21 protein-coding genes and 2 tRNA genes are annotated in these 24,993 nt (G+C 50.0%); 10 read left to right on the forward strand and 13 right to left on the reverse strand.

Going from position 1 to position 24,993, the window contains the following annotated elements:
- Positions 1-266: 266 nt before the first annotated feature.
- From CX664_RS16680 to CX664_RS16700, 6 genes are all read right to left on the reverse strand, one after another.
- Positions 267-563, reverse strand: a complete 297-nt coding sequence (locus CX664_RS16680) for a HigA family addiction module antitoxin (protein ID WP_219622215.1) — start codon at positions 561-563, stop codon at positions 267-269.
- A 124-nt stretch (positions 564-687) separates the two neighbouring features.
- Positions 688-843 (reverse strand): hypothetical protein, encoded by a 156-nt coding sequence (locus CX664_RS26500; protein WP_180966526.1) that lies wholly within the window; start codon positions 841-843, stop codon positions 688-690.
- A gap of 30 nt (positions 844-873) precedes the next feature.
- Positions 874-1,575 (reverse strand): M48 family metallopeptidase, encoded by a 702-nt coding sequence (locus CX664_RS16685; RefSeq protein WP_101747841.1) that lies wholly within the window; start codon positions 1,573-1,575, stop codon positions 874-876.
- 16 nt (positions 1,576-1,591) lie between these two features.
- Positions 1,592-4,954 carry a type I restriction endonuclease subunit R gene (locus CX664_RS16690; RefSeq protein WP_101747842.1) on the reverse strand — a complete coding sequence of 1,121 codons (3,363 nt, stop codon included), beginning with the start codon at positions 4,952-4,954 and terminating at the stop codon, positions 1,592-1,594.
- Between the two features lie 2 nt (positions 4,955-4,956).
- Positions 4,957-6,270, reverse strand: a complete 1,314-nt coding sequence (locus tag CX664_RS16695; protein WP_101747843.1) for a restriction endonuclease subunit S — start codon at positions 6,268-6,270, stop codon at positions 4,957-4,959.
- The gene (locus CX664_RS16700) at positions 6,270-7,895 is read right to left on the reverse strand and encodes a type I restriction-modification system subunit M (protein WP_101747844.1); all 1,626 of its coding nucleotides are present in this window, start codon (positions 7,893-7,895) and stop codon (positions 6,270-6,272) included. The genes CX664_RS16695 and CX664_RS16700 overlap by 1 nt, the downstream gene beginning before the upstream one ends.
- A 444-nt stretch (positions 7,896-8,339) precedes the next feature.
- On the opposite strand from CX664_RS16700, the gene CX664_RS16705 reads away from it, so the two are divergent.
- Together CX664_RS16705 and CX664_RS16710 are read left to right on the forward strand one after the other, a co-directional pair.
- A complete protein-coding gene (locus tag CX664_RS16705) occupies positions 8,340-9,446 on the forward strand; it encodes a protein kinase family protein (protein ID WP_101747845.1) in 1,107 nt (368 codons plus the stop codon).
- A 488-nt stretch (positions 9,447-9,934) separates the two neighbouring features.
- Positions 9,935-10,531, forward strand: coding sequence for a hypothetical protein (locus CX664_RS16710; protein WP_101747846.1), 597 nt, complete (start codon positions 9,935-9,937; stop codon positions 10,529-10,531).
- 276 nt (positions 10,532-10,807) lie between these two features.
- On the opposite strand, the gene CX664_RS16715 is transcribed toward CX664_RS16710, so the two are convergent.
- Entirely contained in the window at positions 10,808-11,083 is a 276-nt protein-coding gene (locus CX664_RS16715) for a recombinase family protein (protein WP_420810367.1), read from the reverse strand.
- 312 nt (positions 11,084-11,395) lie between these two features.
- Between CX664_RS16715 and CX664_RS16720 the strand changes: the two genes are divergently transcribed.
- Both CX664_RS16720 and CX664_RS16725 read left to right on the forward strand, forming a co-directional pair.
- On the forward strand, positions 11,396-12,091 hold the full coding sequence (locus CX664_RS16720; protein ID WP_101747847.1) for a DUF433 domain-containing protein: 696 nt from the start codon (positions 11,396-11,398) through the stop codon (positions 12,089-12,091).
- Positions 12,075-12,485 carry a PIN-like domain-containing protein gene (locus tag CX664_RS16725; protein ID WP_101747848.1) on the forward strand — a complete coding sequence of 137 codons (411 nt, stop codon included), beginning with the start codon at positions 12,075-12,077 and terminating at the stop codon, positions 12,483-12,485. Before CX664_RS16720 ends, CX664_RS16725 begins: the two co-directional genes overlap by 17 nt.
- Positions 12,486-12,584: 99 nt before the next feature.
- On the opposite strand, the gene CX664_RS16730 is transcribed toward CX664_RS16725, so the two are convergent.
- The 5 genes from CX664_RS16730 to CX664_RS16750 all read right to left on the reverse strand — a co-directional run bounded on the left by CX664_RS16730 (position 12,585) and on the right by CX664_RS16750 (position 16,613).
- Entirely contained in the window at positions 12,585-13,151 is a 567-nt protein-coding gene (locus CX664_RS16730) for a hypothetical protein (protein WP_101747849.1), read from the reverse strand.
- 2 nt (positions 13,152-13,153) lie between these two features.
- Positions 13,154-14,431, reverse strand: coding sequence for a restriction endonuclease subunit S (locus CX664_RS16735; protein WP_101747850.1), 1,278 nt, complete (start codon positions 14,429-14,431; stop codon positions 13,154-13,156).
- Positions 14,421-16,022, reverse strand: a complete 1,602-nt coding sequence (locus CX664_RS16740) for a type I restriction-modification system subunit M (RefSeq protein ID WP_101747851.1) — start codon at positions 16,020-16,022, stop codon at positions 14,421-14,423. Before CX664_RS16740 ends, CX664_RS16735 begins: the two co-directional genes overlap by 11 nt.
- Positions 16,023-16,385: 363 nt before the next feature.
- Positions 16,386-16,476, reverse strand: a tRNA-Ser gene (locus CX664_RS16745).
- A 46-nt stretch (positions 16,477-16,522) separates the two neighbouring features.
- Positions 16,523-16,613 (reverse strand) — tRNA-Ser (locus CX664_RS16750).
- A gap of 206 nt (positions 16,614-16,819) precedes the next feature.
- Here CX664_RS16750 and CX664_RS16755 point away from each other — a divergent pair.
- The 4 genes from CX664_RS16755 to tusB all read left to right on the forward strand — a co-directional run bounded on the left by CX664_RS16755 (position 16,820) and on the right by tusB (position 18,621).
- The gene (locus tag CX664_RS16755; RefSeq protein WP_101747852.1) at positions 16,820-17,491 is read left to right on the forward strand and encodes a Bax inhibitor-1/YccA family protein; all 672 of its coding nucleotides are present in this window, start codon (positions 16,820-16,822) and stop codon (positions 17,489-17,491) included.
- Between the two features lie 95 nt (positions 17,492-17,586).
- A complete protein-coding gene (tusD, locus tag CX664_RS16760; protein ID WP_101747853.1) occupies positions 17,587-17,979 on the forward strand; it encodes a sulfurtransferase complex subunit TusD in 393 nt (130 codons plus the stop codon).
- A gap of 1 nt (position 17,980) precedes the next feature.
- Positions 17,981-18,340 (forward strand): sulfurtransferase complex subunit TusC, encoded by a 360-nt coding sequence (gene tusC / locus CX664_RS16765; RefSeq protein ID WP_101747854.1) that lies wholly within the window; start codon positions 17,981-17,983, stop codon positions 18,338-18,340.
- Positions 18,340-18,621 (forward strand): sulfurtransferase complex subunit TusB, encoded by a 282-nt coding sequence (gene tusB / locus CX664_RS16770; RefSeq protein ID WP_101747855.1) that lies wholly within the window; start codon positions 18,340-18,342, stop codon positions 18,619-18,621. Before tusC ends, tusB begins: the two co-directional genes overlap by 1 nt.
- Before the next feature lie 181 nt (positions 18,622-18,802).
- Here tusB and CX664_RS16775 read toward each other — a convergent pair whose 3' ends face one another.
- On the reverse strand, positions 18,803-21,364 hold the full coding sequence (locus CX664_RS16775; protein WP_101747856.1) for a hypothetical protein: 2,562 nt from the start codon (positions 21,362-21,364) through the stop codon (positions 18,803-18,805).
- Between the two features lie 354 nt (positions 21,365-21,718).
- Between CX664_RS16775 and CX664_RS16780 the strand changes: the two genes are divergently transcribed.
- Both CX664_RS16780 and CX664_RS16785 read left to right on the forward strand, forming a co-directional pair.
- Positions 21,719-23,809 carry a S9 family peptidase gene (locus tag CX664_RS16780; RefSeq protein WP_101747857.1) on the forward strand — a complete coding sequence of 697 codons (2,091 nt, stop codon included), beginning with the start codon at positions 21,719-21,721 and terminating at the stop codon, positions 23,807-23,809.
- A gap of 421 nt (positions 23,810-24,230) precedes the next feature.
- Positions 24,231-24,884, forward strand: a complete 654-nt coding sequence (locus CX664_RS16785) for a hypothetical protein (protein ID WP_146000073.1) — start codon at positions 24,231-24,233, stop codon at positions 24,882-24,884.
- Positions 24,885-24,993: the final 109 nt, after the last annotated feature.

Consider the following 24,993-nt stretch of genomic DNA (forward strand, 5'->3'; position numbering starts at 1 on the left):
GCATTTTCCCTGCACAGTTCAACTTGAATTCGTTGCTAATAAGAATCTTTAGTCCAGTTCAGTCTTGTATAAAGACGAAAATTTCAGGCCTGCTTTTGTTGTTGGATGGGCTCTAAGTAGTTGGCCAAATGGAATCGTATATTTCTGGCTAAGTGGGCAGTTACTATGCAAGGCACAACGTAGGGAGCATAGCCGTAGCTATGTGACCGTAGTTGTAACGCCGCAGAGTGACTGCCCACTTAGTCAGAAAATACGATTCCATTTGGTTAACTACTTATACGCTCAATATCATCCTGCTCAGCTTGCTGCACTTTGAACAGATCCCATCGTTGCTGGAGGTTCAGCCAGAAGTCTGCGGACATGCCAAAAAAACGGGCAAGGCGCAGGGCTGTACTCGGGGTAAGCCCCCGTTTGCCATTGACCAGCTCATTGACCCGCTGATAAGGGACATGAATCGCTGTAGCAAGCTCTTGCTGGGTGATGTTCATTGGCAGCAGAAACTCCTCCCGCAACATTTCGCCAGGATGAGTGGGCGCTCGGTTGGTTGGAATACGCGTCATCATCGCCTCCTAATGGTAATCCGTAATTTTGATTTGATACCAGCCTCCGGTAATGAGGCCGGTTAATTGTTAATCCAGTGAACAGAAGTCAGGAGCTCCATAACATAGGGCGTTTCATAACCATCAATCAGCCTGGAGACTTCTTCCCACCTTGCTGTTGCAGAAGATAGGCTAACTTATGAATTTCCAGTAGCGTAAGCCAGTAATCAAACCGTTGGTAACGCTGCATCAGCAAAACCAGTAGTGCCCGGGTACGGGTCATTGACGGCCTTCGACTTCTCATAGGCTGTTCCTTTGGTAATGCCATTCATCATTACACCTCAACCCCCAACCGCTCAATCTCCCCATGGCACCGCTGCCAGTAAGGGTAATGTTTCTCCACCAGATGCCAGAATGCCGGATTATGGCTCTTTTCCACTGTATGGCACAGTTCATGGACAATGACGTAATCCAACACTGACGGAGACAGCTCCATACAGCGGGGGTGAAACTCAAGGATATTGTCATCGGAACAACTGGCCCACCGGCCTTTGAACTTGAACAGCCGGGCCGAGACCGCCTGCAAACCGGTTGCCCGTTGCCAGTAACGAATGCGGGGCAGCAGTTTCTCTTTGGCTTTATCGCGGTAAAACCCCTCAAGCGCCGGTTTCAGGGCTTTGCGGGAAATGCTGTCCCCCTGGGGTGACTGGATAAAGAAACGGCTGTTACTAAAGCGGATCACCGGCTTGCTCAGTTCCGCAGCGGGTTGCACCTGGCAGTACCAGGTTTTGCCCCGGTAGAGAATCCGGCTGCCGGTAACGAACGTCTCCTTGCAAGGCTGGTTCACTTGCTTCAGTCGCTCCCGAATCCAGCGGGCCCGCTGGCGGATTAGTTGCCGCTGTTCGGCTTCGGGAATGGCTCTGCCCCGCAACAACACCGGCCGACCGCGCTCAACGGTGATGTAGTGCCGCTTCAGCCCCGGTTCGGCCTGAAAAATCCACTCGATGGTGGTTGTCCCGTAAGCAAACAGCGGCATGGTGGTGAGCGTCCTGTCAGTTGTTCAGCAATATATGTAGCAGTTCGGTGGCGTGCTGACGAGCCACGGTCATATCCCAACCGGCCAGGGTACGCAGCTGTTGGCGAATACAGGTTTGCAGTGGTTTGTGAATCTCCGTTTTCTCCTGCCATACCGGGCTGGCGATGGTCTGGCTGATTTCCTGATCGGCAAACAGCGCTTGCGTCCATACGGCGGCGGTTTCGCCATCATCGTTCAGTTGGCTGCGCAGATAATCAAATACCGCCACCTCGGCCGGGGTATTGAACCCGGCCTGCTGACCGCCCGCTGCTTTCTCCCGCACCTGCTGGCAGAACAGCTCCAGTTGCAACAAAAACGCCGCCTGCTCAATGCGGTTGGCTTTTTCGTCCGCCAGCAGTTTCTCTAGCTCCTCCTGCAATTTTCCGAAGAAGCCGGGGTTCTTTCTCATGCCGACGGCAATGGTGTGCTTAAGCTGGTTTTTCATCACCAGCGCCTGACTGCCTGCGGCCTTGAGCTTGCGCAGGCGCTCCATATCACCGGCATCCAGAATGGAGACTTCTCGCCCGATCAGGCTGCGAACCTCATCGGCGGCGATGTAATCGTCCAGCAATTGTTGCAGCAGGGCCGACTCCAGCTGGCTCAGTGGCCCCTGATAGGCGTCATCGGGCAGGCTTTGGCGCACGGCATCCTTGATCGCTGCCAACACCTGAAAAAACGGTTTGTAGCGGGCACCCCGTTGATCGGGGAGTAGGGTATCGAGGCGGGCGTTAAACGCCTTGAAGGCCGCAAGAAAGTCATCCACCACATCCAGTCGTACGTCCGGATCAAGGTATTGCTCCGCGTCGTTTTTGAAGAGTTCCGGCTGGTGGATCGGGTCGTGCTTTTTCGGCAACAGGTCCAGCACCTTTTGCAGTGCCGCTTCCAGTTTCGGCAGCTCGCTGTTGATATCGGTCCAGATCTGTTCCGGTTGCACGTCGCCGCTGTAGATTTTCAGGGCGTCGTCCAGGTACTCGACGACACCGTAATAGTCGACAATGTACCCGGCATTCTTGCCTTTGCGGGTGCGGTTCACTCGGGCGATGGCCTGTAGCAGGGTGTGTTCTTTGAGGGGTTTGTCCAGGTACAGGGTGCTGACAATGGGCGCATCCCAGCCGGTCAGCAGCATATCGGAGACGATCAGCAGGCCAATATTGCAAAACCGGATGCCCTGGCCATCGGGCGCATTGCTGTCATTCTGACTTTCATCGCCATAGGTTTTTTTGAACAGGGTGTTGACCAACGCGGGAATCTCATCGCTGGGTACCGCCACCGGCACCTGACCGACATTGCGCTCTGCCTTGATGCGCTCCTCGATGGTTTGCGGCGGCTTGTTATCCAGTTGGTATTGGCCAGCGGCTTCCTGCACCTGATCGGCACCGGTACGGTTTTCGGTGATATTGCCCAGGGAGATCACCACCCGACTCTCGAAGGTCTCCTCGCCATTGGCGGCCCGCTGGGCCATAAGCCGGTCGAGGGTGTCTTTATAACGTACCGCCATCTCCCGACCGTTGCACACCAGCAACCCCTTGAACCCCCGGGCTTTCACCGACGACAGAAAATGATCAACCAGATGCCGGGTATTGGCCTCGATACGATCACTGGCCGTGCGTCGTTTCTTCAGCAGCGCCTGTTTGAGTTTCGCCTGGCGACCTTCGTCTTCCTGCCCGAAGGTGTTGTTAAAGGCGCTATCCAGACGGGCATCGGTGGTCAGCTCGGTCATGCCCTCCTGGTATTTGATGGGCAGGGTGGCACCGTCGGCCACGGCTTCGTCCAGGCGGTAAGTGTCGATATAGTCCCCGACACCGAACTCCCGCAGGGTGTCTTTGTCGTGTTTGGCAATGGGGGTGCCGGTGAAGGCGATAAACCTGGCATTGGGCAGGCTGGCCCGCATAAACGCAGCCAGAAATCCGTACTGACTGCGGTGCGCTTCATCCACCAACACATAAAAGTTGGGTTTGGTGGAGAGTACCAGAAAATCCACCTTTTCCCGGCTGATCTCCTGCCAGAGCGGTGGCAGTGGTGCGCCGGTGTCGTCCAGTTGGCCGAAGTTAGTGTTGCTGTCCTCACAGATAAAATAGTTGCCACCGTCTTCTACCCGGCGGATACGGGTTTGGTGATCGGCACTGTCTTCATCCGGGTCGTGCCGGGCGGCTTTGATGGGTTTGCCATCGTGCTCCTGAAACTTCTGCACGGTGCTGGTGAAAATGCTGCCGTAGTCGTTGCCCAGCATCTGCTGTAACCCCGCCACCGACGGTGCTTTGAGCGGGTGCAGGCCGATATTGGTGAAGGTGTTGAAAATCTGCCGGTCCAGGTCGGTGCGGTCGGTTAACACCAGAATGCTGGGGTTATTCAGGCCAACACTTTCAGCCCGCAGGTAGCGGGCCAGATAAGCCATGGTGAGGGACTTGCCGCTGCCCTGGGTGTGCCAGACCACGCCGCCAGTGCCAGCACTACCAACCACACCGTTGCCATCAGCCCTGGTGAGTCGTGCCAGCGCCTTACGCACCGCCCGCCACTGCTGGTATCGGGGCAGCTTTTTAAGGGTGCGACCGTCTTCCACTTCAAACAGCACAAACTGGCAGACCAGCTCCACAAAGCGGGTCGGCTCAAACAGCGCCCACAGCAGACGATCCTGTTCGCTGGGTTCTGTGCCAAGCCGTTGTCGTACGATGGCTTCTTCGGCATCGTCCAGCCGGTAGCGAAAGTAGAAGGCTTCTGGCGTGTAGATAGCCCCGTAACGGGCCTGACCACGGTTAATGGCCGCACAGACCTGGTTAAAGACAAAGTGGCGCGGGTGACTGTTCTGATAGGCGAGCAGCTGGTTAATGCCCTTGCTCAGTTTGATATGGCTGGCCTTGCACTCGATCATTGCCAGGGGCAGGCCGTTGATAAACAGCAGCAGATCCGGCCGGAACTCATCGCCCTCGCTGTTGCTGCCAATGTACTGATCCACCACATGGAAGCGGTTGGCGGCGGGGTTGCCCTGATCCATAAAGCGTATGCTATGGGCACGACCACGGGCATCCTTGAGTTGGATATTACTTCCGTGGATCACCGACGCCCAGGCGTTCTGGTTCGCTTCCAGCAGGTTCTCCTGCCAGAATTTGCGAAGCTCCCGCAGGACGGTGGCGGTGGGGCTGTTGCCACTCTCTTTTTGCAGCGCCGCCAACCACGGGTTGAGGCGCAGCAACTGTTCAGCCAGCACATCCTCCAGAATGGGAGCCATGTGACGGTGCGCCTGCTGGCGGCCCACCTCGGCACCGCTGAGATGGGTGTAACCGAGTTTGACCAGCCAGGCGATGGCGGGTTTTTCCACGCCTTCCAGTTCCGGGTTATCCATGGTTAGTTGTCCTGCGGGTCGGGCTGCACGCGGATTTGGCCGGTCAGGAGCTTTTGCATCAGGCCTTTTTTTAGTTGTTGGGTTTGGGTTTTTTGGGCTTGAAGGTTTTCCAACTTGCGGTCAACGGTTGAGAGGATGCGGGCAATTTCTTGTTGTTCCTCAAACGGTGGAAAGGCAAACCTAAAGCTTGAGATTTTCTTTAGCGTTAATCTTGTAATGGCCTGACCAGCCATCTCAGATTTAATCATCTGTTGACTATTCGGTGAGAGGATAAGTTGCAGTAAAAAGTTGTTGTCTAAATGGGTGGGTTGACCTCTCAAAAAGGCAACACTTGAAAGCAAACTAAACTCGCGAGCCAGTGTATTGATCGCTGCATTTCCAGTGTTTGCGCCATCTTTTGTTAATAAAACATCGCCTTGTTTGACAGGGCTCCCAGCATAAATGGCCTTATGTTCTTCTTCAGAAATATATGCAACATCGGTCAAGTCCATCCGACCAAACCTGATGTTCTTAGAGGTAATGTAAAGACATGGGCCATCTTTAGATTTAGGCGAAAAGTGTGTTCCATCTTTGATAACAGAACACTTTGAAATTAACGTGTTAACATCCCAATTTTTTGGTATCCAGCCGAACTCCGTTTCCTGAAGCTCGGTATGAGGCTGCCACCGGCCATCAACATCCTGGGTGCCGACACCCTGGGTAAACAGCTTCTGCATCAACCCCTTTTTCAGGGTTTGGGTGGTGGTGATCTGCTGGTCGATCAGGGCCAGCTTGCTATCGACGGACGACAGGATACGGGCGATTTTTTTCTGTTCACGGAGTGGGGGAAGTCCAAACTCGACGCTACCCACGATTGCAGTATTGAGGTTACCTTGAGTTCCAGTCTGTTTATATGTTTTGAATTCATCAGTTTTGGATGCTAAAAAATAGTACCAATATTCGCGGTTTACTCTGTCTGGTAAGTTTTCAAACCATACAAATCCATCATGGATGCAGACATCTGTATCTACAATAATGGGCACTCCTATCGTTGCACAGATAGTGAGAATGACTTCCCCAATATTTACCCGGACACTCTTCCTCACTCCATCTTCGGATAAAAAGTCAACTGTTGTCCTCAGATATTTATTTGATTGAGTGACATCAGAAATTCGAACCCAACCAGTGCTCCCACCGAACCACTTTGGGTCGCTGATTGGGCGCGGGGAAGCTCCTCGTTTGACATTACATAGTTGGCCAATTGTTATGCATTCCCATTCAGCTGGTACTTTTCCTATTGGGCTTACCATACAGGGTTCGATAGTGGCAATTGACATTACAACACCTCCACATCAGGTGAAACCACCACCAATCCCAATTCAGACAAATACCCATCCAACTCCACATCAACCTCTGCCAACTGCCCACTGATAACTGCCAACTGACCCAGCACCGCACCAATATCCACCGGCACTTCAGCCACCGAAGTATCGATATACCGCGCAATATTCAAGTTGTAATCATTACCCGCAATCTCACCCATCGGCACCAGACGACAATATTTCTCCTCCTCCACACCATTATGAAAAGCCGCACTGTGCGCCTTATGAATATGGTCAATATCCTGCGCCCGCAAACTGTTCTGGTTCTTGCCCTCGGCAAACTCACCGCTGGCATCAATAAAGATCACCTTGTCCTTAAGGTTGGCGGGCTTCTGCTTATTGATAACCAACACACAGGCAGGAATGCCGGTGTTATAGAACAGCGCCTCCGGCAGGCCAATCACCGCCTCAATACGGTCACCAGGCTGTTCGCTGGTGCCTTTCAGCAGACCCTGACGAATCTTGCCCTCTTCGCCGCCACGGAACAGCACGCCGTGGGGCAGTACCACCGCCATACGACCATCGTCTTTCAGGCTGGCCAGCATATGCTGGACAAAGGCCAGGTCGGCATAGCCACGGGGCGGGATGCCGTAACCGAAGCGTCCATAGCGGTCGTAGACCTCTTTCTTGTAGTTGGGGGCCACCTCTTTCTCTTTGCCGTCTTTGCCCACCTTGGTTTTCAGGTTGACTTCCAGGGTTGTCCACCACTGTTTGGCGGAAAACGGCGGGTTGGCAATTACCCGGTCGAATACACGCACACTGTCCTGTTCCAGGTGCAGCGGCTCCACCAGGGTATTACCCCGGCGCAGGTCGGCGTTCATATTGTGCAGGTAGAGGTTCAGCTTGCCGATGGCCCAGGTGCCCAGGTTGCGTTCCTGACCGTAGAGCGCCACATTTGGCCGCCCCATGATCTGGCCGCCGGGCAGTTCGGCCACATGGTGGGCGCTCTCCACCAACATACCGCCACTGCCAAAGGTGGGGTCGTACACCGTGTGGCCGGGCTGCGGGTCCAGCAGCCGTACCAGCAGCTGCACCACCGGCTTCGGGGTATAGAACTCGCCGCCTTTTTTGCCAGCGTCGTCGGCAAACTGTTTGATCAGGTATTCGTAGGCATCGCCCAGCATATCGGCCTTGTACAGGTGCAGGTTGCCCAGGTTGTAGCGGTTGAAATGGCGCAGCAGACGGGCCAGCAAATCATCGCCCAGTTTGGCTTTGTCGCCAAACTGAATGGCGGTGAGCACACCTTCCAGATAGCTGTTACGGGCTTCAAGATCACCAAAGGCTTCGTCGATCACCTCGCCGATGTTCTCGGTGCGCTCAATAATGTAATCCCAGCGGGCATTCAGCGGCACAAAGTAGTCACCGTCTTCTTCTTCAATCGCCATGGCCTCGGCCCGGGTGCACTCTTCATCGGCCATAATGGTGGCGACCCGTTCCTCAAAGACGTCGTTCAACCGCTTGAGAAAGATCAGGCCGAAGATGTAGTTCTTGAAGTCGGAGCTGTCGATGGAACCGCGCATGATATTGGCGGACTCCCAGAGCCAGGATTCCAGGGTTTCGAGGGTGAGTGTTTGCGACATAAAAGGGTAACCGGTGGCGGGGCGGGTAAGCGGGGGTGTTGTTGACCTGGTGCTTCTGTCGGCCCATTAGTAGTAAATGGTCGTTAGGTTACCGCAAACGGGAGTGCAGTGATATAGGGGAGACATAGACTGGGATAGGGTGGTGTACAGTCATGGCTGGTGAAGAGGTCTTGCAGTGGATTTTTAAGAGCTCTTATCGAAAGCTAAGCATCTACCAGGTTACACCAACCCAGCCTGGCCGCCATTTAAGGTTCAAAAGCCTTTTCTATTGTTTGTTAGCCCTTTTAACACTCTGGTTAGAGATTGATTTTCTTTGCACAGTTAGTTTCGGAACTGGTCAATAAAAAAATAAAAGTACAATGTAGCCCTGATAATTCAGGAAAGTTCCATTTCTTGGTATCTACTTCAAACCCGGGTATCGCGTATTAATAAAGGTATTTTATTATGAATGAAATCAATCAACTAATAAAAACTGACGGCAAATTCGACCTGCCAGATACTAAGACAACAACCGAAATCCTTCCTGAAGGGGCATTCTGTAGCCATCGAGTGCGTACTGAAAAAGGGGGGCTTAATAAACTGAGCCAACCAGCAAATCAAGAGTGCAAATCACAGATTCCTGCACAGCCTCGTATTACTTATGGCAGTGTCAAGGAAGCTGATCAAAAGCTTGTAAATAGTCAGGCAGAAAAGCAAGCCAAAGACGATACCCGGCACTCATATGAATTCAGCGTCAATGGCGACAAGCTTTCCAGTGAATCCGTAAAAATAGGAGAGCATTTTGCATCCGGATGTGCAGGAGCCGTTAGTACCGGGCAGTTCCTGATGCCTGAGAAAATTCTTGATGTCGCTATTAAAAAACGTAGTGTTTACCTGCCTGCACTGGAAAAATTGGCTGAGAAAGAACTTGGAATTTTAGAGGTATTGAAAAACAAAGAACATCCCAATATTGTCAAATATTATGGCTCTTTCAAAGAAAACAATAACCTCAATATGGTCTTTGAACTTGGAAAAGGCACATTAGAATCTTACATTAAGGAATCTCCTGAAAAAATTACACCGGAGTTTATTTTGGATCTTGCATTCCAGTTTTTGCAAGCAGCAGATTTTCTAGTGGCGAACAAAGTTATTTATTATGATTTCAAGCCAGCAAATATTTTGTTTGATGACGATTCTCAAACAGCCAGGCTTATTGATTTTGATAAATGTGAGTTGGCTGATAGTGCAGAGGATAAAAGACTGTATTCCGTGCTTACTTCTATGGGGCTTGAGCTGGCAAAGCTACAGTTGAGAATGGATTATAAGGAGGGAAGCAAGGAGTACAAAAAGATAGCATCCAGTTTTAACATTATCTCAATGTTCTCTCCCCCTTCGGCTGATGGAGTTGGAGAGTTTAATTCAAATAAGGAATTATGGTCAGAGAATTTACCTTTGCCTACTAGAGAATTAATATTTAGTTTCCTTGTTAAGGATACTTCTTTCTCTAAAAAATTAATTGCAGGCAGATCAGCGATCAAAGATGCTCCGGTTTCTGAATCGAGTGACACCTGAGGCAACCCTCGTTCTCGGGAGCTCATTGTCCTTCTCTCCTCCCGGTCCACCACCATGTGTATTGGAGTACTACCAATTGGTATTACGCGCCATACTCGGCGCAAACGAAAATGCCCCGTGAAAACACGGGGCCATAATCGTCAATTTGGCGGAGGGACAGGGATTCGAACCCTGGGTGGGCTATTAACCCACGCCGGTTTTCAAGAGCGAGCTGTCGTATTTCAATTGATTTATAACAGCTTTATTAGCCAAGGGTGAAACCAAACCGGTTTTATTCAGTTGGAAGCTCTGGCGTACTTTTGATAACCAGATGTTAACCCTTTCACTCAGGGATGAGTGATTTGGATTCGCTGTACGACCCTTCTTGCATGAGGGTTTCCTCTAACAGGGCAGAAGCTATACCATAGTCCTGTCATATCAATTTTCGTCTGCATCATACGCCAGAAGCTCTTTTTTGATAGGGATTTAGGTTCTACAGGGAACAGTGTATGGGAGGTTATAACAGCGGTAGAAAAGCCAGCGGTGAAAAAAATATCGAGGATTACTATACCCTGGATATATGCTGGCTTTACCGAAATGGATTACTGGAACCCGGAAGAAAAACAGTGATCCGGTTTGGCAAGTCATTCGCCATCAGGATGAAATACAAGACCAGATTCTGGGGCTGGGAGCAGTGTCTGCATGTTGAGTATCCTGTCTGGAATGATGCCGGGAAAATTGAGACCAGGGAGCAGGTGATCGGTTTTGAATGGGGCAGTACGCTCAAAGGCAAAACCCGCAGACCCTACTTCTATTGTCCTATGCTGGAAATTCGCGCTGGTAAACTATTGATGGGTAGAAATGGATTTGCCCACCGGCGCTGGTATGGTCCCCTTTACCATAGTCAGACACTTGGCCATTTCGACCGATCCATAAAGTCATGCCGGGCGATGAAAGAGAAACTTGCCAATACTGGCAGTGAGCTTGCTACAGACCCGCCCTATAAGCCTAAAGGAATGCATGAGGGGACTTATCAAAAGTGCCTTGAGAAGCACAGAAGATTAGCCCTACCTGCTGTTGTCCGTATGGGGATGTGGTGTCTTTAGATGCAGAGAATCACAATATTGTCCCTCTGGTAGTTCTGATTTTTCAGCTTTCCCCACCAAATGGACATTATTATTGACTTTAGAGAAATGATAGGTCGATTGAGTACAGCAATCTATTTCGGTCAGCCCTGCACCAGTCTTTCTGATAATAACTTCACCATTATCGCGTAGGTATTCACCTGGCTCTTCACCAATTATCATGACCATAATGTTTTCCCTTGGGTAGATGATCCCAATGTACTGGGACAGTATATCTAGTTTCAGGTTTAGAGTTTTTCACAAAAGGTTATAGAGTGTTTGTCTACAAATGCAGAACTCCTCAGCCAGCGCCTTTTTCTGTTCACCTGCAGCCACACGGCGAACCAGCTCTTTCACCTGTTCAGATGTGAGCTTGGGTTTTGCGCCAATCCGCTTGCCCTGATTTCTGGCTGCTGCAATCCCTTCCCGCTGCCGCTCCCGGATCATGCTCCGCTCGAACTCGGCAAAAGCGCCCATCATTTGAAACGGCATCCAGCTCAATACCATCAAGCTGGCGGCTGGTGTTCTGGTCAATGCTGCTAACCCAGATGTATCCGACGTTCTGGCCTTTCACGTTACTGCTTCCTTTTACATCTTTTTTGAGTAAAGGAAAAACCAGACCTTGATTTACACCCTGTCCAATTGACCGATATCGAGTTTGTTAGACACGGCAGATCAACCACTTGCCAGTCATCAGAAACGTGTCCAGCAAGTACACTCTGTTGGACACAGCCTTTTGATCGACAACATTGATCAAGCCACTGCTTTTCCTGTCGATTGACTTGTCATCCTATACATGATGATGTTTACTTACGCCCGCAAACGTTAGAAGAACAAGGAGGGGGGATGTCGTTGTTGATTGGTGTCGGGCTCTACCATGTTACCGAGGCTTCGATCCTGACTGGAATTCCCACAAGGACGATTCGCGGTTGGATGCGGGGTTATGAATCAGGTAGCCGGAAAAAGCAGCCCCCCTTATGGCACTCTGAGGTCAATGCTGACTGTACGGATACCATCAGCTTTCAGGATTTGCTCGAAATACGATTTGTTAATGCTTTCCGACGTTACGGTGTTTCTCTGCCAGCGATTCGTGAGGCCGCAGAGCATGCCAGAGAATTTTTTCACCAACCCTATCCATTCACTTGCAGGCGTTTCCAGACGGATGGCAGGAGTATCTTTGCTGAAGTGAAAGCGGTTGCGGGCGATGACGGTCTGGTCGATCTGGTCAAAAAGCAGAATGTTTTTAACAGGGTGATAAAGCCTTCGCTGTATACCGGTATTGAATACGACAGTGGCGAAAATAATGCGCTTCGCTGGTTCCCCGTGCTGAATAGCAAGAAGATTGTGCTTGATCCTGAACGATCTTTTGGCAAACCTGTAATCACTGAAGCAGGTATTGGTACCGAAGTGATTTATCACAGTTGGCTGGCAGAAGGTGAGAATGCCCGTATGGTGGCAAGTCTCTATGAAATTGATGTTTCGGCAGTTAATGCCGCCGTTCAGTTTGAGCAAAGGATTGCCGCCGGTGAAGTACCTCATTGACAACAATCTTCCTCCCAAACTGGCCCATGCTCTGCGCGAGCTCTGCTCCTATGACAACAGCATAGAAGTCTTCGCCTTGAGCGATAAATTCCAGTCGTCTATCAAAGATATTGACTGGATCACTGAGCTGACTAAAGACAGCGGATGGGTCGTCATATCGCAGGATCGTTTTAAAAAAGGGGATGCAGAAAAAGAGGCACTGCGTCGGAGTGGGCTTACCGTTTTTTTCCTGGCGAAGCAGTGGTCACAAGAACAGTATTGGAGTAAAGCGCATAACCTGGTCCGCTGGTGGCCGTCTATCATGGAGCAGGCTGAACGGATGACGGGTGGTTCTGCCTTTAAGGTTAAATGGAGCCATGGCTCGAAGGCGAAGTTTGAGCAGGTAAAACTGTGATAGGAAGCGAGCCCCCGATTCAAAGGCTGGTCCATATTGCCTAATAGAAGATCTTGGTAAATAAACGGGTAGAATTACCATCCGAATGGGTGAGGTAGTTCAGTCCAAGCGGCGCATCAGCAAAATCAGTAATGCCCGGCTGCCGGTGACGAATGTCTCCTTGCAAGGCTGGTTCACTTGCTTCAGTCGCTCCCGAATCCAGCGGGTCCGCTGGCGGATTAACTGCCGCTGTTCGGCTTCGGGAATGGCTCTGCCCCGCAACAACACCGGCCGACCGCGCTCAACGGTGATGTAGTGCCGCTTCAGCCCCGGTTCGGCCTGAAAAATCCACTCGATGGTGGTTGTCCCGTAAGCAAGCTGGATATTACTGCCATGAATCGACGACGCCCAGGCGTTCTGGTTCGCTTCCAACAGGTTCTCCTGCCAGAATTTGCGCAGCTCCCGCAGGACGGTGGCGGTGGGACTGTTACCGCTCTCTTTTTGCAGTGTTGCCAGCCACGGGTTGAGGCGCAGCAACTGTTCAGCCAGCACATCCTCCAGAATGGGTGCCATATGGCGGTGCGCCTGCTGGCGGCCCACCTCGGCACCGCTGAGATGGGTGTAACCGAGTTTGACCAGCCAGGCGATGGCGGGTTTTTCTACGCCTTCCAGTTCCGGGTTATCCATGATTAGTTATCCTGAGGGTCGGGCTGAACGCGTATCTGGCCGGTCAGGAGCTTTTGCATCAGGCCTTTTTTTAGTTGCTGGGTTTGGGTTTTTTGGGTTTGCAGGTGACCCAGTTTGCGGTCAACTGTTGAGAGGATGCGGGCGATTTCATTTTGCTCCGCAATTTCGATCGGATGGGCTATTTTCAACTTCTTGAAGTAGGGCAGTCCAATTGTTTTGATCGTAGAACCAATCGCAATACGTTCAAATTCCGGTTTCATTAATTGCAGCAGGTAGTAAAGGAACCAGTTGTTCAACTTGCCTTTTTGTTCGCAACTCCAAGCGATAAAGTGTTGACTGACTGCCATATCCTCACCCATTAACGCACTTTTGCCGATGCCTGCATCCCGTGACATAACCACAGTTCCTTTTGGGTGAAGAACCGCCGAGGAATTATCTATCCCCAGATATGAGATTTCTTTGTCTGTTGTGGAAATGATACCTTTGTCCAGTCGAGAAGAGTCAGCTAGAGATATCCATTTTATTCCACCATTCCAATATTCCGGATGTTGCTTATCTGGCGTGTGGCCGCTGCCTCGGGTCACGAGTTCATCAAGTTTGGTAACAGCCCAACCCGTCGGAATCCTCCCCAGTTCTGACTCCTGAAACTCGGTATGCGGCTGCCACCGGCCATCAATATCCTGGGTGCCGACACCCTGGGTAAACAGCTTCTGCATCAACCCCTTTTTCAGGGTTTGGGTGGTGGTGATCTGCTGGTCGATCAGGGCCAGCTTGCTATCGACGGACGACAGGATGCGGGCGATTTTTTTCTGTTCGGGGAGTGGGGGAAGGTAAATTTCAAGCTGTTGTAAATCGGAGGTTTCCAACTTGCCAGCACCTATCCCAGTTCCTGTCACCATGTTTAGTAATTGATGTTCATGAGCTAAAAACCAGTTCAAGAGAAACTCAGGGGTAATGAACGGCATGATAGGCTCAATGCACTTAACGTCTTGGTTAAATGCAACTTGTTGAGTCGTAATGCCCACTGGAATCCTATTCCATAGCGTACTACCACGCACAAGAAGCAAGAGAGTGTTAGGCTCCGCCATTTTTGCAACACAGGCAGCTTGATCTGTTATTTTGAGTTCAGAGTCTGAGTAATACATTCCTCGCATTGAGGCCGCTGAAATCCAGGGAATGCTGCCATTCCAATATTCAGGTTTGTTTTTTGATGGGGTTCCACCTGAACTCCATCTTGTTATTGTTGAAATAGGTTTGACTACCCAGTCTTCAGGCACCATATCCTAACTCCTTTAAATACCCATCCAACTGTTCATCCACCTCTGCCAACTGCCCACTGATAACTGCCAACTGCCCAAGCACCCCAACAATATCCACCGGCACTTCTGCTTCCGAAGTATCGATATACCGCGCAATATTCAGGTTGTAATCATTACCAGCAATCTCACCCATCGGCACCAGACGACAATATTTCTCTTCCTCCACACCATTATGAAAAGCCGCACTGTGCGCCTCATGAATACGGTCAATATCCTGCACCCGCAAACTGTTCTGGTTCTTGCCCTCGGCAAACTCACCGCTGGCATCAATAAAGATCACTTTATCCTTAAGGTTGGCGGGCTTCTGCTTATTGATAACCAACACGCAGGCAGGAATGCCGGTGTTATAGAACAGCGCCTCCGGCAGGCCGATCACCGCCTCAATACGGTCACCGGGCTGCTCGCTGGTGCCTTTGAGCAGGCCCTGGCGAATCTTGCCCTCTTCACCGCCACGGAACAGTACGCCGTGGGGCAGTACCACCGCCATACGACCATCGTCTTTCAGGCTGGCCAGCATATGCTGGACAAAGGCCAGGTCGGCATAGCCACGGGGCGGGATGCCATAACCGAAGCGTCCGTAGCGGTCGTAGACCTCTTTCTTGTAGTTGGGGGCCACCTCTTTCTCTTTGCCGTCTTTGCCCACTTTGGTTTTCAGGTTGACTTCCAGCGGCGTCCACCACTGTTTGGCGGAAAACGGCGGGTTGGCAATCACCCGGTCGAATACACGTACACTGTCCTGTTCCAGGTGCAGCGGCTCCACCAGGGTATTACCCCGGCGCAGGTCGGCGTTCATATTGTGCAGGTAGAGGTTCAGCTTGCCGATGGCCCAGGTGCCCAGGTTGCGCTCCTGACCATAGAGCGCCACGTTCGGCCGACCCATAATCTGGCCGCCGGGCAGGTCGGCCACATGGTGGGCGCTCTCCACCAACATACCGCCACTGCCAAAGGTGGGGTCGTACACCGTATGGCCGGGCTGCGGGTCCAGCAGACGTACCAGCAGTTGCACCACCGGCTTCGGGGTATAGAACTCGCCACCTTTTTTGCCCGCGTCGTCGGCAAACTGTTTGATCAGGTACTCGTAGGCATCGCCCAGCATATCGGCTTTGTACAGGTGCTGGTTGCCCAGGTTGTAGCGATTGAAATGGCGCAGCAGACGGGCCAGCAGGTCATCGCCCAGCTTGGCTTTATCACCAAACTGAATGGCAGTGAGCACACCTTCCAGGTAGCTGTTGCGGGCTTCAATATCACCAAAGGCTTCATCGATCACCTCCCCGATATTCTCGGTGCGCTCAATAATGTAATCCCAGCGGGCATTCAGCGGCACAAAGTAGTCACCGTCTTCTTCTTCAATCGCCATGGCCTCGGCCCGGGTGCAATCTTCATCGGCCATAATGGTGGCGACCCGTTCCTCAAAGACGTCGTTCAACCGCTTGAGAAAGATCAGGCCGAAGATGTAGTTCTTGAAGTCGGAGCTGTCGATGGAGCCGCGCATGATATTGGCGGACTCCCAGAGCCAGGATTCCAGGGTTTCGAGGGTGAGTGTTTGCGACATAAAAGGGTAACCGGTGGCGGGGCGGGCAAGCGGGGGTGTTGTTGACCTGGTGCTTCTGTCGGCCCATTAGCAGTAAATGGTCGTTAGGTTACCGTAAAGAGGGGGTTAGTGATATACGTCAGTCCGGTTTTTGTCCCTGGTGGTGCAGACCAATAGATGGTAGCTGTACATTGTCCGACAATAAGCAAAAAGCGTTGAACTACAAAGTCACAAAGGCACAAAGGAAGCCATTTTTTTTGCCGAGCGTAGCTCAGGCAAGTACGAAAGAAACTTTGTGTCTCTGTGTCTTTGTGGTTCAACGCTTTTCAGGGTCGATGGAAAGGTACAAAACTTAGCAATGAGGCAGGGGATTAATCAGAAAAGTGGCGGAGGGACAGGGATTCGAACCCTGGGTGGGCTATTAACCCACGCCGGTTTTCAAGACCGGTGCTTTCAACCGCTCAGCCATCCCTCCAGGGATGATTTTTCTGTCACGAAGCATGAAGAAAAAAGTACTGATATGGCGGAGGGACAGGGATTCGAACCCTGGAAGGGCTATTAACCCTCGCCGGTTTTCAAGACCGGTGCTTTCAACCGCTCAGCCATCCCTCCGCGACGAGGCAAATACTACCTGAAATCAGAAATCTGTCAACGCCTTGATAAACGGTAATCTTTTTCTATGCTCCCAACTCAGGAAATGTGAAAAATAGTAGATAGCATTCAGATAGGCAAAATGTCAGGAATTGTTAAAACTATAGCCCCAGTAAATTGGTCTGATATAATGACTGGTATTACATCTATATAGAGGAATGACAAAGATGGACCGCAAACCCGTAATGACCGCTGCTTCTACCAGCCTGGGTGCAGGCGTTGAAATCAATAAGGTTCTGCGCAATACCTATATGCTGCTGGGTATGACTCTGCTATTCAGTGCTGTCACCGCCGGCGTTGCCATGGCTCTGCAGATCAGCCAGATGACGGCGCTGATTCTCTCTCTGGTCGGATTTGGCCTGCTGTTCGTGGTTAACAAGACCGCTGATTCTGCCAAGGGTATTGCCGCTGTTTTTGCCTTTACCGGTGTGCTGGGTGCAGCCCTGGGGCCAATGCTTAACCATTACCTGGGTATGGCCAATGGTCCATCCCTGATTATGCAGGCCCTGGGTGGAACAGCCGTGGTGTTCTTTGCGCTCTCTGGCTATGTGTTGACCACTCGCAAAGATTTTTCCTTTATGGGTGGCTTTCTGATGGTTGGCCTTATTGTCGCTGTGGTTGCCAGTATTGCCCTGATCTTCTTTAATATCCCTGCTGCCAGCATGGCGCTTTCTGCCCTGATTGTACTGCTGATGTCCGGTTTTATCCTGTTTGACACCAGCCGTATTATCCACGGTGGTGAGACTAACTATATCCGTGCCACTGTTTCCCTTTACCTGGATATTTATAACCTGTTCACTGCGCTGCTCCACCTTTTGGGTGCCAGTAGCGACGACTGATGTCTGGTTTTGCTTTTATCGGGCCCCGCCATTTGGTGGGGCTTTTTTTGTTTGGCTTGGCTATTTTTTATTTCTGTTAACGCAAGGTTATTGTTATGAAGTTTGCACTGGCCGTGTATGGCGCTCCGGCCAACAGTCAGGCGCCACAAAGTGCATTGCACTTTGCCCGGGCGTTGGTGGCCGGGGGGCATGAAATTGTCCGGTTGTTTTTTTATCAGGATGGGGTGAATACGGCGACCGCCATTGCCCAGCCACCCCAGGATGAGTCCAACCTTTCTGAAGAGTGGCAGCAGTTTGTCCAGGCACACAATCTGGATGCCGTGGTTTGTATTGCGGCGGCATTAAGGCGGGGTATTGTGGATCAGGCAGAATCTGACCGTTATGAACTGCCGGGTCATAATCTTCGCGAGGGCTATGAGCTTTCCGGACTGGGGCAGTTGCTTGATGGCGCACTGATGGCCGATCGCCTGATCACCTTTGGAGCCTGAGATGAGTCATTCGGTGTGTGTTATTTCCAGCCGGGCTCCTTACAGTGGGCAGTCGGCCCGTGAGGCGCTCGATACGGCACTGGTATCAGCTTCTTATGATATTGAGACCAGTCTTTTGCTGATGGGCGATGGGGTCTATCAGTTATTGCCAGGGCAGGAAGCCGGTGATATTCCCCGTAAGAATCTTGCCGCCATGCTTCAGGTGCTGCCTCTGTATGGCATAGATACCATTTATGTGGATCAGCTGTCTCTGGAGGAACGGGGTATCCGTTCTGATGCGCTTCAGGCAGGGGTGACAGTGCTTGCCGGGGGCGAGTTGCCTCTGTTTATCCAACAGCATTCCAGGGTGTTTAATTTCTGATGAGTACGCTGCATACCGTTAATAAGCCCGGTCAGGCGATGGCACTCTGTGTTCGTGCTGTTGTCAGCGGCGATTCTGTGTTGTTGATTGAAGATGCTGTTTATGAACTGCTGTTACCGGCAAGTCGGTTGAATGCTTTACCAGATGGCTGCTCTGTTTATGTGATGGATATTGATGCAAGGGCTCGCGGGGTAGTGGTGTCTGCGCCGTTTGAAGTCATCAACTATGATCGCTTTGTTTCATTATGTGTTGATAATGAGAAAGTGTTGTCATGGTTTTAAATTATATTATCCAATCATATTCTCTATGTTTTCCACCTGATCTCTCCACTTAAGGTAGACATTAAGCCCACCCACAGCACACAGGCCCAATCTTGTGCGCCCTGAACAACCATCTCGTGCATATTGTGGCTGTTCAGGATGAGTTCTGTACTGGGAGTGCTGCCTGGGCTTAATGTCTACCCTAAGATGGCTGACTTACATCCCGTTGTACATAGGTAAACGTAAATTTATTTCTGCCTACAGATTCCTCAATCGCATCAAACATATCGTAAGGTGCTCTTCCTTCCAGAAGTTTCACTTTTTCACCTTTTCTAGAATCCACGCAGTGGTATAGAGGTAGTTCCATCGCGTTAGCAATGTCCCGTGCGGCATCAATGAACAATAAATAACTTCTATCGGGATAGCCCATCTCAAGAAATAACACAGGACAATCATCCTGATCCAACACCATGCGAATAACACTTCTGCTGAGGATCGTTCCTTTTTGGTTCTTTCTGACAATCATGGCATTGCGTCCATCCATCACATAGCTCATCAACGCCCTGTTCAAACACGGCGCGCCCTCCGGTGATTGACAGGTTTTAACTTCAAGTCCACTGATAAAAAGATCCCAGGGGTCTTCTGTCAGCTCCAGGGTTTCTCCCCGGGACAACAGCTTGTTTCTGGTTTCCTCGCTGAAGTTACTGAAATTCGCCCCCCAACCGGCTTGGAATTGGGGGAATTTCCGGTAAACGGCCTGTAAGTGTGGATTGTTCACCGGTGACTGCCTGGTCTCAATAAAAGTTTTGTCAGCACTGCTCTGTACAAACTCATGGATCAGCTCTGTAACTTCCACATACCCTTTTTCTATCATTGATGCCATGTAAAAAGTCAGGAGATGGCAATGTCGTTGTTTAAATAGCCATTGTGCGACCTCCTTATTTTCTCCCTGTAAAACGGCAGCCCCTTTTTCAGCGATCAACAACGGTAATCCTTCCTTCTGGCAGGTAAAGCCCATGCTGCCCAGAATTTCATTAAACCTGTCTCCTGTTTTGAATATTACTTTAAGTAAACCCAGTTTTTCATAAGTCGGACTTTGGATGAGCTTGTCCAGAATTTGCGTTAGCATTGCCTTATTCATAACCTTGCTATCCAATGCCTGCTCGAAAGTATCCAGCCACTGATAGAAAACCTTCCCATCTTTCATCAGTCGCTTGCAAGTGCCGGAAGCTTGCAGAGATTTACAGAGTTTCTCAAAGTCATCTTCTGAGATTATATCGGGCACAAATCCCAGCAATTGCAGCGGGGCCAGTTGCAAATGTTCTCTGCTCTTGGCTCCGGGCTTACCAAGTGCTTGCTGTATTTTCGGGGCACTCTGAAGCAGATGAGTCAGCCCTTTGATCAGATAGGGAATACTTTTTTTATTGCCATGTCTCATGATAGCAATGACAAAATGATCCAATACTGAAGTATCCATTATTTGTTTGGCAGATTTGCAAACCGCAATGATTATCAAAAGTCGATGCACCTCCGCTTTGATATTGGGCTTCTGTTCAGGTAGTGATATAGCAGCAAATTTGCTTTCCAGATATTTAACAGCAGGGAGTAATGCCTGTGAATATTCCGGGGTCATGTTATCAATGGTTGCTCTGAGTGCCTGTAGATAAGGGTCCAGCGTTTTTTGGCTTGCAAGTAAAGCAAACCCATTGATATCACTGAGTTGTTTGAGCTCTTCAAAATCTGAGACAATATTTGTTTCAGGCGCTGTCAATATATTTGCCACGGCATCAACATAACGGCAATAATCGATGGAGCCCGGTTGTTTCGACAAATAGGCCAGCTCTTTAACAATATGCCAGATGCTATTTGAATCGGCGGTATGCAGAGCAGATCGAATGTACGACGCTAACTCTTCAATATCTGCCTTCTGTGAAAAACCGGAACAGGCTGCATACAGATACAGCAATCTTCGTGTATGGGTTTTGAAATCTTTATCATCAACGTCTGATAAGCGGCCGCTTTCGTCAATTTTCGGGATAAATTTTGCTTCAATATGGTCAACTTCACTCAACAGCTGTCTGGAAAGTTCGTTGTTTTCCGATTCAAGGGTTTGCCGGATCTCCAGAAGTCCATCCCTGACCGTTGTACCGGTGGGTAATGTTGTCAATCGTTCATTAATGACATGGTACTGCCCGGCCATAGAAGGCGTATCAGAAAGACGTTGCAGCTGGCTTTTGGCCTCCTCTAATCGGGGGGCTAAAGGAATCCCCGGCATTTCCCAGCAGTTCGCCAAAATTGGGTGTCTGTACTTTTTTTCAGCAGCCAACATAATCCGGAGTTTTTCAGCATCACTAAAAGCATTGGTTGCGTACAACTTTTTTGCCGTTTTTATCGAACTCATAAAAGTAAATATAATGCTCTCAACAAAAACGGCGAATAGCACCTCTTTGTTTGGTGACTTTTCTATTGCCTCATAACGGAATTTTTCCACCATTTCTTTGGCAACGTGTTGTATCGCTTCAGCTTTTGAATCGGGTAGTTGTCTCTTAATATCAGGTTGAAGATTAACCAGCCGTTTAAATAGCTCTTTACCATCGGCGTTATTGCAGGTTTGCCCTGTTAGTTCGGTGATGCCATTGTGCAGTCGTATCTGCCTGCCAAGGTACTGAATAGAATCATCTTCCGCCGAAAAGCCAATGGGTGACTGCATGACCGTATCATACAGCTCTTGAAGTGTCAGACCATCTATCTTATGAAAATCCATTTTATCTCCTGGGTATAGTGGGTATCTCTTGAACATCAGGGGGTAGATTTTAATTTGACCTGCACACAGGAAGATCTGAACCTGATTTCTAATTTGGACTATCATTCCGATAATTAGTTCCATCCATTGTCATAAATATGAAAGGAGACGCTGTCTCCCTAACACAATACCCTGAATAAAGACTGTGCCAATCATCCTTCGAATCCGCTCCAGGGTGAACGGAGATTGTACGCATTAAACTCATTTGCTCTTAACTGTTGAGTTTTTTCACAATAGGCCGTGGTATGCTGGCAAACCGTTCATTGTGTTTACTGACAATGGCTTTGACATTATCTGCCTCTGAGGAACTCCCCTTTGAAAGCACCGGTCGCTCAAAAAATTCCACACGCCATTATTCAGCACAACCAGACCCGTATCGATGAGTACCACTGGTTGCGGGATGAGCACTGGCAGAAGATTGTGGCAGGCGATCTGGATTTTAAAAACCCGGAGGTGCTGGCCTATCTTAACGCTGAAAGTGATTATAAAGATGCCCAAATGAAAGACAGCAAGGTCGTTCAGGAGCAGCTTTATCAGGAAATTCTGTCCCGGATAAAAGAAGACTATCAGTCCTGGCCCGTTAAAAAGGGCGATTTTCTCTATTATTACCGTGAAGAGAAAGGGAAGAACTACCCTATTCTCTGTCGTCGTCATGGCTCGATGGATCTGCCGGAAGTGGTTTATATGGACGTTAACCAGGAGGCAGATGGCAAGGACCTCTATATGTTTGGCCCGTCCGTCACCAACCGGGCAAATACCTTTCTTGCTTATGGTTATAATCTCACCGGCTCCATGGAGCGAAGCATTCGGGTTCGGAATCTGGCGACCGGGCAGGACAGTGAGTGGACCTACCATAACAGTACCGGCTCCATACTCTGGATAGATGATGAGCACCTTCTGGTGGTTGAGCGTGATGAGCAGGCCCGTGGTAAACATGTCTATAAAATCAATATCCATCAGGGACCGGAAAAGAAAGCGCTGGTGTTCTCCAAACCTGATGAGTTTGACGGGATGTTTCTTTCGCTGGCGGAAACCACAGACCGTGAATACATTATGGTGTATCTCAACAGCGGCTCCAGCCAGGTGGTTTATGTTTCTTCCCGCGCTGCGATAGATTTCCGTCTGTTTGCCCATGGCATTGATGATGTGGTGTTCAGCCTTGATCACTATCGTGATGGCGACAGTGATGACTTCTATATTCTCACCAATCTTCATGGTGCCAATAACTTCCAGCTGTATAAGACATCGGTAAACCAGTGGGAGCAAGAGCATTGGCATCTGCTTCAGGCGGAAAGCAGCACGCTCAGCCTTACCGATATTCATTTCTACAATCATTACCTGATTATTGAGCAGAAAAATAACGACAAAGCGCTGGATGAGCTGGTGGTACAGGATATGGTATCCGGTACCAGGCAGAGGGTATCCATGCCTGACGAAGCCTATGAACTGGATTTTTCCGGTGACTGGGATCATAACGCCACAATGGTTCGGCTGGATTACTCCTCACCGGTTATGCCCAGTACCGTTCTTGAGCTGGATCTGAAGACGGTTCAAACCACAGCGGTCTATACCCGTGAAACGCCCAACTTTGACCCGGAAAAATATGAGGTCAGGCGGGAGTATGCCACCGCCCGGGACGGTGAGCGTATTCCGGTCACCATTATTCATAACAAAGGTCTGGTAAAGGATGGCTCCCATCGTGCCCTGGTTTACGGTTATGGTTCCTACGGTTATGGCAAGACCGCTGGTTTTTCATCAAAGCTCTTCAGCCTGGTGGATCGTGGTTTCGTTTATGCAACGGCTCATATTCGTGGTGGAGATGAAAAGGGCTATCAGTGGTATCTCAATGGCAAAATGCGTCATAAGATGAATACCTTCAATGACTTTATTGATGCCACGGAGTACCTGGTCAAACAGGGTTATACCGATAAAGGGCAGATTGCCATTAATGGTGGCAGTGCCGGTGGCTTGCTAATGGGAGCGGTGACCAACCTGCGTCCGGATCTGTTTGGTTGCGTGGTGGCCGATGTGCCTTTTGTTGATGTTATTAACACCATCAGTGATGCATCCTTGCCATTGACGCCACCGGAATGGGAAGAGTGGGGCAACCCGGTCACCAGTGCCGACGACTTTGATTACATTATGCAGTACTCGCCCTATGACAATGTGCAGGCCGGGGATTATCCTCCGATGTTGTTTAACTCCGGGATATCCGATGAGCAGGTCACCTACTGGGAACCGGCCAAGATGGTGGCACGTTTAAGGGCGCTGAAAACCGACGAAAACCTGCTGCTACTGAACATGAATATGCACGCAGGCCATGCGGGTGCCAGCAAGCGTTATGAATGGATTGATGAAGAAGCGTTTAACTATGCCTTTATCCTCAAGTGTTTTGGCATGAAGTAGCCTTGATCGACGGATTCATTATGTGAATCTACCATCATTCCCGGACAGCCTCCCGGTCTTGAGAACAAAGATTAATTGGCCAGTAAGGTAAAAAATGCACTAACTATATGGTTGCTGGCCTTTTGATCAACAAGTCATATTCGGGGGAGGGGGGGGGGTATTCATGCCCGAACAGGCTTTTAACCCACTACTGAATAAATATTAGACAGAGTATTTCAGGGATGAACTTTTATAAGAAAGAATGGTCTTAAGGTAAATTCAATAATTTTGTAATTCAATGGATAGACCTGCTACCTTTGCTCAATTAAATGCAGCTTCTGATCATTTATCCTGTTTGCAGGGTACTCCTTTTTCCAAATCTCACGTATCAGGTGTGGCCTTCTCCCGAGACATCATAGAAGCTGCTGTTATTCTATGTGCTATGCGTACTGCTGAAACTACTAAACAGTACCTTCAGCAATCGATGGTGCCTTTTCATAATCCTGTTGATGATACCCGGCTGGAAAAAAGGTCGATAGCAAGCGTTGATAATATTAATAAAGAAGATCAACTATTTTACTTACCAGTCAGAATAGAATCGTTAAATAATGATCATGCCCACACAGATATTCCTGAAAATCAGTGTTTTCTGATCCAGCCTCCGACAGATACAGATCAATCAACCCCGCAAATCTCATCCGTTGTCAACAACAACCAGAATGACCCCGAATACGCTGAGCTCGAAAAGGAACGCCGAAGGGCGCGCCGAAGGGCGCGCTACCAGAATGATCCCGTTTACGCAGCGCGCGAAAGGGAGCGCCTGAGGATGCTTCGCAAAGATCCTGCATTCGCCAGGCGCAAAAAAGAGCGCGACAGGGAACGCGAAAGGGAGCGCTGCCAGAATGACCCCGATGGCGTCGAGCGCAAAAAGGCACGCCAGAGGGCTCGCCGAAGGGAACGCTACCAGAATGATCCCGCTTTCGCAGCGCGGGAAAGGGCGCGCATAAGAGGGCATCAGAGGAAACGCTACCAGAATGACTTCGCTTACGCAGAGCGCATAAGGGAGCGCATAAGGGGGCAACGAAGGGAGCGTTAAAAGAAGTTTCGCAACAATACATACAATATAAAAACCGCGACTTTTAACGCATAGGTCAAAAATATGATGATAAACTCTTTTTCAGGCCTGATTGGCACCGGCTATTTGC

The organism is Endozoicomonas acroporae (genome assembly GCF_002864045.1).
In the GTDB taxonomy this organism is placed as follows: Bacteria; Pseudomonadota; Gammaproteobacteria; order Pseudomonadales; family Endozoicomonadaceae; genus Endozoicomonas; species Endozoicomonas acroporae.